This is a genomic window from Pseudomonas brassicae (genome assembly GCF_010671725.1).
GTDB lineage: Bacteria > Pseudomonadota > Gammaproteobacteria > Pseudomonadales > Pseudomonadaceae > Aquipseudomonas > Aquipseudomonas brassicae.
Window position 1 is genome coordinate 1 of the sequence record NZ_JAAHBU010000249.1, and the last position, 7,348, is coordinate 7,348.

Annotated in this window: 7 protein-coding genes and 4 pseudogenes; all 11 read left to right on the forward strand. The window is 65.2% G+C overall.

Annotated elements, in window-relative coordinates:
• Window positions 1-243 (forward strand): annotated as a pseudogene (locus tag G3436_RS16985) (RibD family protein); the annotation flags it as partial.
• Between the two features lie 43 nt (window positions 244-286).
• Window positions 287-948 (forward strand): annotated as a pseudogene (locus G3436_RS16990) (riboflavin synthase).
• An 18-nt stretch (window positions 949-966) separates the two neighbouring features.
• Entirely contained in the window at window positions 967-2,061 is a 1,095-nt protein-coding gene (gene ribBA / locus G3436_RS16995; RefSeq protein ID WP_163947201.1) for a bifunctional 3,4-dihydroxy-2-butanone-4-phosphate synthase/GTP cyclohydrolase II, read from the forward strand.
• Between the two features lie 90 nt (window positions 2,062-2,151).
• On the forward strand, window positions 2,152-2,628 hold the full coding sequence (ribH, locus tag G3436_RS17000) for a 6,7-dimethyl-8-ribityllumazine synthase (protein ID WP_043861893.1): 477 nt from the start codon (window positions 2,152-2,154) through the stop codon (window positions 2,626-2,628).
• A pseudogene (gene nusB, locus G3436_RS17005) lies at window positions 2,625-3,124 on the forward strand (transcription antitermination factor NusB). The gene ribH and the pseudogene nusB overlap by 4 nt, the downstream one beginning before the upstream one ends.
• Window positions 3,125-3,142: 18 nt before the next feature.
• A pseudogene (gene thiL / locus G3436_RS17010) lies at window positions 3,143-4,107 on the forward strand (thiamine-phosphate kinase).
• Window positions 4,104-4,607 carry a phosphatidylglycerophosphatase A gene (locus G3436_RS17015; RefSeq protein ID WP_163947206.1) on the forward strand — a complete coding sequence of 168 codons (504 nt, stop codon included), beginning with the start codon at window positions 4,104-4,106 and terminating at the stop codon, window positions 4,605-4,607. Before thiL ends, G3436_RS17015 begins: the two are co-directional and overlap by 4 nt.
• A 12-nt stretch (window positions 4,608-4,619) precedes the next feature.
• Window positions 4,620-5,369, forward strand: coding sequence for a substrate-binding periplasmic protein (locus G3436_RS17020; RefSeq protein WP_163947209.1), 750 nt, complete (start codon window positions 4,620-4,622; stop codon window positions 5,367-5,369).
• Window positions 5,370-5,482: 113 nt separating this feature from the next.
• Window positions 5,483-6,100: a GTP cyclohydrolase II gene (ribA, locus tag G3436_RS17025; RefSeq protein WP_163947212.1), complete on the forward strand. Its 618-nt coding sequence runs from the start codon at window positions 5,483-5,485 to the stop codon at window positions 6,098-6,100.
• Window positions 6,097-6,516, forward strand: a complete 420-nt coding sequence (locus G3436_RS17030; protein WP_163947215.1) for an MFS transporter — start codon at window positions 6,097-6,099, stop codon at window positions 6,514-6,516. Before ribA ends, G3436_RS17030 begins: the two co-directional genes overlap by 4 nt.
• On the forward strand, window positions 6,516-7,322 hold the full coding sequence (locus G3436_RS17035) for a cobalamin-binding protein (RefSeq protein ID WP_178116496.1): 807 nt from the start codon (window positions 6,516-6,518) through the stop codon (window positions 7,320-7,322). The genes G3436_RS17030 and G3436_RS17035 overlap by 1 nt, the downstream gene beginning before the upstream one ends.
• Window positions 7,323-7,348: the final 26 nt, after the last annotated feature.

The following is a 7,348-nucleotide window of genomic DNA, read 5'->3' on the forward strand; positions in this document are numbered from 1 at the left end:
CGGTGCCAGCGAAGTGCTGGTCGAAGCCGGCCGCGCCTGGCTGGCGCCTTTGCGCAACTGGGCCTGGTGGACGAGTACCAGATCTTCATCGCCGGCAAGTTTCTAGGCTCCAGCGCCCGCCCCCTGCTCGATTGGCCATTGGCCAGGATGAGCCAGGCGCAGGCGCTCCACATCACTGAAATGCGTGCGGTAGGCGATGACTGGCGGGTCACTGCCATCCCCGTGCCTGCGCCCGGCGTATAATTCGCGGCTTGCGCCTTGCGCGGCCTGTTCTCGAGGAGGACTCATGTTTACCGGCATTATCGAATCCATCGGCAGCATCCGTTCACTCACCCCCAAGGGCGGCGATGTACGGGTTTACGTTGAAACCGGCAAGCTCGACCTGGGTGATGTGAAACTCGGCGACAGCATTGCCGTCAACGGTGTGTGCCTGACCGCAGTCGGACTGCCAGGCGACGGTTTCTGGGCTGACGTCAGCCGTGAAACCCTGGACTGCACCGCGTTTGCCGACTTCAAGGTAGGCAGCCGGGTCAACCTGGAAAAAGCCCTGACCCCCAGCAGCCGTCTCGGTGGCCACCTGGTCAGCGGCCACGTCGACGGCGTCGGCGAAGTCATCTCGCGCAGCGATAACGCACGCGCCATCAGTTCCGCCTGCGTGCGCCGGCCGAACTGGCCAAGTACATCGCCCACAAGGGCTCGATCACCGTCGATGGCACCAGCCTGACGGTCAATCAGGTCGATGGCGCCGAGTTCGAGCTGACCATCGTGCCGCACACCCTCGCCGAAACCATCATGGCCGACTACCGCTCCGGGCGTCGGGTCAACCTTGAGGTCGACCTGCTGGCCCGCTACCTGGAGCGCCTGTTGCTGGGCGACAAGGCTGCCGAGTCGGGCAAGGGTGGCATCACCGAAAGTTTCCTGGCCGCCAACGGCTACCTGAAATCCTGATTTAGAAGGGGGTGCCGCGTGGCGCTCAACAGCATCGAAGAACTGGTCGAAGACATTCGCCAGGGCAAAATGGTCATCCTCATGGATGACGAAGACCGCGAAAACGAAGGCGACCTGATCATGGCCGCCGAGTGCTGCAAGGCCGAACACATCAACTTCATGGCCAAGCACGCCCGTGGCCTGATCTGCATGCCGATGTCGCGCGAGCGCTGCGAGCTGCTCAAGCTGCCACTGATGGCGCCGCGCAACGGCTCCGGTTTCGGCACCAAGTTCACCGTGTCGATCGAAGCCGCCGAAGGCGTCACCACCGGCATTTCCGCGGCTGACCGCGCGCGCACCGTGCAAGCGGCGGCGGCCAAGGACGCCAAGGCTGAAGACATCGTCAGCCCGGGCCACATCTTTCCGCTGATGGCCCAGCCTGGTGGCACCCTGGCCCGTGCCGGCCACACCGAAGCTGCCTGCGACCTGGCGCGCATGGCCGGGTTCGAGCCGAGCGGGGTGATCTGCGAAGTGATGAACGACGACGGCACCATGTCGCGTCGTGCCGAGCTCGAGGTGTTCGCCGCCGAGCACAACATCAAGATCGGCACCATCGCCGACCTGATCCACTACCGCATGATCCACGAACGTACCATTCAGCGGATTTCCGAGCAGCCGCTGGACAGCGAACTGGGCCAGTTCAACCTGGTGACCTACCGTGATTCGGTGGAAGGCGACGTGCACATGGCACTGACCCTGGGCAAGATCTGCGCTGAAGAACCGACCCTGGTGCGGGTGCACAACATGGATCCGCTGCGTGACCTGCTGCTGGTCAAGCAGCCCGGCCGCTGGAGCCTGCGCGCGGCCATGAGCGCCGTGGCAGAGGCCGGCAGCGGCGTGGTGCTGCTGCTCGGCCACCCACTGGACGGTGACGTGCTGCTGGCACACATCCGTGAAAGCGCCGGCGACAATGTCCAGGCCAAGACGCCGACCACCTACAGCACCGTGGGTGCCGGTTCGCAGATCCTGCGTGACCTCGGCGTGCGCAAGATGCGCCTGATGAGTTCACCAATGAAGTTCAATGCGATATCCGGATTCGATCTGGAAGTTGTAGAATACGTGCCCTCCGAATAAAGCAGCGGCTGTTTTTACGCTGTCGATTCGGAACAAAACTCCCACAGGCCGCACCGTTTGCGGCCTGGCTCTTTAAGATGAGAACCCGCAATGTCCCTGAAGACCATCGAAGGTACCTTCATTGCCCCCAAAGGTCGCTATGCTTTGGTGGTTGGCCGCTTCAACAGCTTCGTCGTCGAAAGCCTGGTAAGCGGTGCCGTTGATGCCCTGGTTCGCCATGGCGTGAGCGAAAGCGACATCACCATCATCCGTGCCCCGGGTGCGTTCGAGATCCCGCTGGTGGCCCAGAAGGTCGCCCAGCAAAGCGAATACGCCGCGATCATCGCCCTGGGCGCCGTGATCCGTGGTGGTACCCCGCACTTCGAATACGTGGCGGGTGAATGCACCAAGGGCCTGGCCCAGGTGTCCATGGAGTTCGGCGTACCGGTTGCCTTTGGCGTGCTGACCGTCGATTCGATCGAACAGGCCATCGAGCGCTCCGGCACCAAGGCCGGCAACAAGGGCGCCGAAGCGGCCCTGTCCGCCCTGGAAATGGTCAGCCTGCTGGCGCAGTTGGAGGCCAAGTGATTAGCGACGAAAGCGATCGTTTCAACCCGCGCGATCCAAAACCTGCGGACGCTGGCAAGCCATCCAAGAGCGCCAAGCGTCGCGAAGCCCGCAAGCTCGCGACCCAGGCCCTGTACCAATGGCACATGGCCAAGCACTCGCTGAACGAGATCGAAGCGCAGTTCCGGGTCGATAACGATTTCACCGATGTCGACGGTGCCTACTTCCGCGAGATCCTGCACGGCGTGCCGGCCATCCGCGGCGAGATCGACGAAGCCCTGAAGCCCTGCCTGGACACCGTGCTCGAAGAGCTCGACCCGGTCGAGCTGTCGGTGCTGCGCCTGTCTACCTGGGAGTTGCTCAAGCGTGTCGACGTACCGTACCGCGTGGTCATCAACGAAGGCATCGAGCTGGCCAAGGTGTATGGCGCGACCGACGGGCACAAGTTCGTCAACGGTGTGCTCGACAAGCTGGCACCACGCTTCGCGAAGCCGAAGTGAAGGCGTTCAAGCGCTGATTCCGGCGCTGCTTGCCCATGGGTGAATTCGAGCTGATCCGCCACTATTTCGCCGCCGCGCCCTGCGCGCAGGCCGGCGACGGAGTCGCCCTGGGGATCGGTGACGATTGTGCCCTGCTGGCCTTGCCGGCCGGCGAGCAATTGGCCGTATCTACCGATACGCTGGTGGCCGGGGTGCATTTCCCGGCCGTCTGTGACCCGCTGTTGCTCGGCCAGCGCTCGCTGGCGGTGGCCGCCAGTGACCTGGCGCCATGGGCGCCACCCCGATTGCCTTTACCCTTGCCCTGACCCTGCCCGAGGTACGCGCCGACTGGCTGCAAGCCTATGCCCAGGGTTTGAGTCGCATGGCCCTGCACTGCGGCCTGAGCCTGGTGGGGGGCGATACCACGCGCGGGCCGTTGAGCCTGACCATGACCGTTTTCGGACGGGTGCCAGCGGGCCAGGCCCTGACCCGCAGCGGTGCGCAGCCCGGTGACCTGCTGTGCGTCGGTGGTGAGTTGGGCAATGCCGCCGGTGCGCTGGCGCTGGTGCTGGGTGAACGTCATGCCGAGCCGGCGCTGGCCGAGCCGCTGCTGGCGCATTACTGGTCACCGTCGCCGCAACTGGCGTTGGGCCAGGCGCTGCGTGGCAAGGCCAGTGCAGCGCTGGACATCTCCGATGGCCTGCTGGCCGATTGTGGGCATATCGCCACGGCCTCGGGCGTGGCGCTTGCGGTCGAGCTCGAGCGGCTGCCGCTGAGCGCGGCGCTGCAAGGCTTGCTGGGCCTGGACGGGGCACGGCAGGCCGCGCTGGCCGGTGGTGACGACTACGTTATCGCGTTTACCTTGCCGCCCGCGTACCTGGCCGACCTGCAGGCTGCAGGGTGGCCGGTGCATGTGGTTGGGCGGGTCGAGGCCGGCAGCGGCGTCAGCCTGCATGACCGCACCGGTGCGCACATCACCCCGACTTCACGGGGCTACCAACATTTTAGGGAGACACCGTGACCGATCACCCCAACCAGGTGCCAGCGGAAAACGTGCCGCCTTCGGTATGGCGCAACCCCTGGCATTTCCTGGCCTTCGGCTTCGGCTCCGGTACCTTGCCCAAGGCGCCGGGCACCTGGGGCTCACTGGTGGCCGTGCCGTTCATCCCGCTGTGGCAGATGCTGCCCGACTGGGGCTACTGGCTGATGCTGGGGCTGACCATGCTGTTCGGCGTGTGGCTGTGTGGCAAGGTGGCCGATGACCTGCGCGTGCACGATCACGAGGGCATCGTCTGGGACGAAATGGTCGGCATGTGGATAACCCTCTGGCTGGTGCCGGAGGGTTGGCTATGGTTGTTGGCAGGCTTCCTGATGTTCCGCTTCTTCGACATTCTCAAGCCATGGCCGATCCGTTGGGTCGACCGGCATGTGCATGGCGGTTTCGGCATCATGCTCGACGATGTGCTGGCGGGCGTGTTTGCCTGGCTGGGCATGCAACTGCTGGTATGGAGTTTCACCTGAGGGAGTGGTCCGATGCGCGGATGGCGAGTGGTGTTGCTGTTGTTGCTGCTGGTTGCCGGCGCGGTGCGCGCCGCCGAGCCGGTAGCGCTGCCCACGACCGTGCGTCTGGCCAGTGAAGAGTGGCAGGACTACACCAATGCCGATGGCAGCGGGGTGGCCTGGGACGTGCTGCGCAAGGTGTTCGAGCCGGCCGGGGTCAAGGTGCAGGTGCTCAGTGTGCCCTACAGCCGTGCAGTAGGCCTGGTCAAGCGCGCCGAGGCGGATGCCTGGGTGGGCTCCTACCATGAAGAAAGCGCCGACTACCTGTACCCGCGGCACGCCTTCGACAGTGACCACATCTATGCCCTCGGGCTGGCCAGCAAGGCGCCGCCCACGCTCGACAGTCTCGGGCGCTACAAGCTCTCCTGGGTGCGCGGCTACGACTACCAGCACTACTTGCCCAACGTGAAGGAGTTTCGCGAGGTGCAGCGCCGTGAAGGCATCCTGCCGATGCTGGAGCGCAAGCGCGTGGACTTCTACATCGATGCGAAAACCGAGGTCGATTACGTCTACGAGCAGGCCAGTGACCCGGCGCGCTACCAGCGTACCCACCTGGTCGAACTGCCGTTGTACCTGGCCTTTGCGCGCACCGACGAAGCGCGCGCGCTCAAGGAGCTGTTCGACCGGCGCATGGACGAACTCATCGCCAGCGGGGCCTTGCGCGAAATCTTTGCGCGCTGGAAGCAGCCCTATCCGTTCGAGGCGGTCCGGGCGGCGCACTGAGCAGTATCGAACTTCTCGATCTGTCAGCCCAAGCATTCAGCCTAAGCAGTGCCTACGCGCTGCTGGTACAATCGCCCCACGTCAAATTTCACGTTACTGATCAGGAGCACAAGGTGCCCGTCGTCTTTGTTGCCGCTTCCAAGCTGCCTACCCCTTTTGCCACCTTCACCATGCATGGTTTTCTCGATGAAGCCACCGGTCGCGAGCACGTCGTGCTCAGCCTGGGTGATGTTGCCGATGGTGAGCCGGTACTGGGGCGCCTGCATTCCGAATGCCTGACCGGCGATGCCTTGTTCAGCCAGCGTTGCGACTGCGGTTCGCAGCTCGAGGCGGCGCTGCAGGCGATTGCCCGCGAGGGCCGCGGCGTGCTGTTGTACCTGCGCCAGGAAGGGCGCGGCATCGGCCTGCTGAACAAGATCCGTGCCTACGAACTGCAAGATGGCGGCGCCGACACCGTCGAGGCCAACGAGCGCCTGGGCTTTGCCGCCGACCAGCGTGACTACGCCATGTGCCAGCCAATGCTCGCGCACCTTGGGGTCACCGCGCTGCGGCTGATGACCAACAATCCGCGCAAGGTCAAGGCGCTGACCGCCATGGGTGTTGCGGTGGCCGAACGGGTGCCGCTGCACACCGGGCACAACCCGCACAACAAGCACTACCTGGCCACCAAGGCCGGCAAGCTCGGCCACATGATGGGCAACGAGCACCAGGGCGAGGCCGGTCGGGCGTGACCCGCGGCCAGGTCAAGCGGCGTCTGGCATTTGCCTGGTGGCAGCACCTGGGCATTGCGCTGCTGCCGTTGCTGGTGTTGGCCTGGGCCTTTGGCGGCATGGCGCCGATGATCCCGATGCTGGCGATGCCGGTGTTTCTCGCTGGTGTGGCATCGATGTTCTTCAGCCTGCCGCGTTTTGGCGCCTACAAGCGCGCGCTGATCGCCACTGAAAAAGCCCTCGACAGCTCGGCCGAGCCGGCCGCCTGGATCGAGTTGGCGCGGGTGCGCCGCCTGGCCATGCTGTTCGCTTGCCTGCCGGCCTGGGTCGGCGCGCTGTCGGTGTTCATCGGGCTGGAGGCGGTACCGCAGATTCTGCTGGCCATTTCCAGCACGGTGATCCTCTACCTGTACCGCATTCCTCGCCAGCTCGGCTGATGCGCAGCGCGTTGCTGCTGGTGCTGCTCGCCCTGTGCGGGCCACTGGCTGCGGCGTCGCGGGTGGTCAGCCTGGCGCCTTCGCTGTCTGAAATCGTCGTTGAGCTGCACGCCAGCGAGCTGCTGGTGGGCGTGCTCGATGCGGGAGAGCGTCCGGCGGCGCTGGCGCAGGTGCCCTCGGTGGGGCGCTATGGCCAGCTCGAACTGGAGCGCCTGCTGAGCCTTCAACCCGACCTGGTACTGTTGTGGCCCGCCAGCGTGCCGCTGGCACAGCGCGAACAGCTCAATCGCCTCGGCGTGCCTGTATACAGCGTCGAGCCGCACAGCCTTGATCAACTCATCGACCATATCGAAGCCATCGGTGTGCGCCTGGGGCGCGCGCAGGTTGCGCGCGAGCGGGCAGAGCACCTGCGCGCACGGTTGGCGCAGTTGCGTGAGCAGTACCGGCGCGAACGGCCGCTGCGCGTGTTCTATCAGGTGTGGGATACGCCGCTGTACACCGTGGGGGGCGGTCAGATCATCAGTGATGCGCTGGCGGTGTGTGGCGCGCGCAATGTGTTCGATGAGCTGGCGTTGCCGGCGCCCCAGGTGAGCGTGGAGAGTGTGCTGCAGCGTAATCCCGAGGTGATCCTGGCGGGGGATCAGGCGCAGCTGGACGCCTGGAAGGCATGGCCGCAGGTGGCGGCGGTGCAGCGCGGGCAGCTGTTGCGGGTGCCGGACAAAGGCCTGGAGCGGCCCAGTGGGCAGATGATCGAAGCGACGGCGCGCTTGTGTGAGGTGTTGGCGGGCGCGCAGGGGTCTCACTGAGCGTTACGCCGCCTTCGCTGGCAAGC

What these genes read in the sequence shown, in the direction of transcription:
- ribH (WP_043861893.1), top strand. Translation starts at nt 2,152, where the DNA reads ATGTCCCTGAAGACCATCGAAGGTACCTTCATTGCCCCCAAAGGTCGC.
- G3436_RS17020 (WP_163947209.1), top strand. Translation starts at nt 4,620, where the DNA reads ATGCGCGGATGGCGAGTGGTGTTGCTGTTGTTGCTGCTGGTTGCCGGC.
- G3436_RS17035 (WP_178116496.1), top strand. Translation starts at nt 6,516, where the DNA reads ATGCGCAGCGCGTTGCTGCTGGTGCTGCTCGCCCTGTGCGGGCCACTG.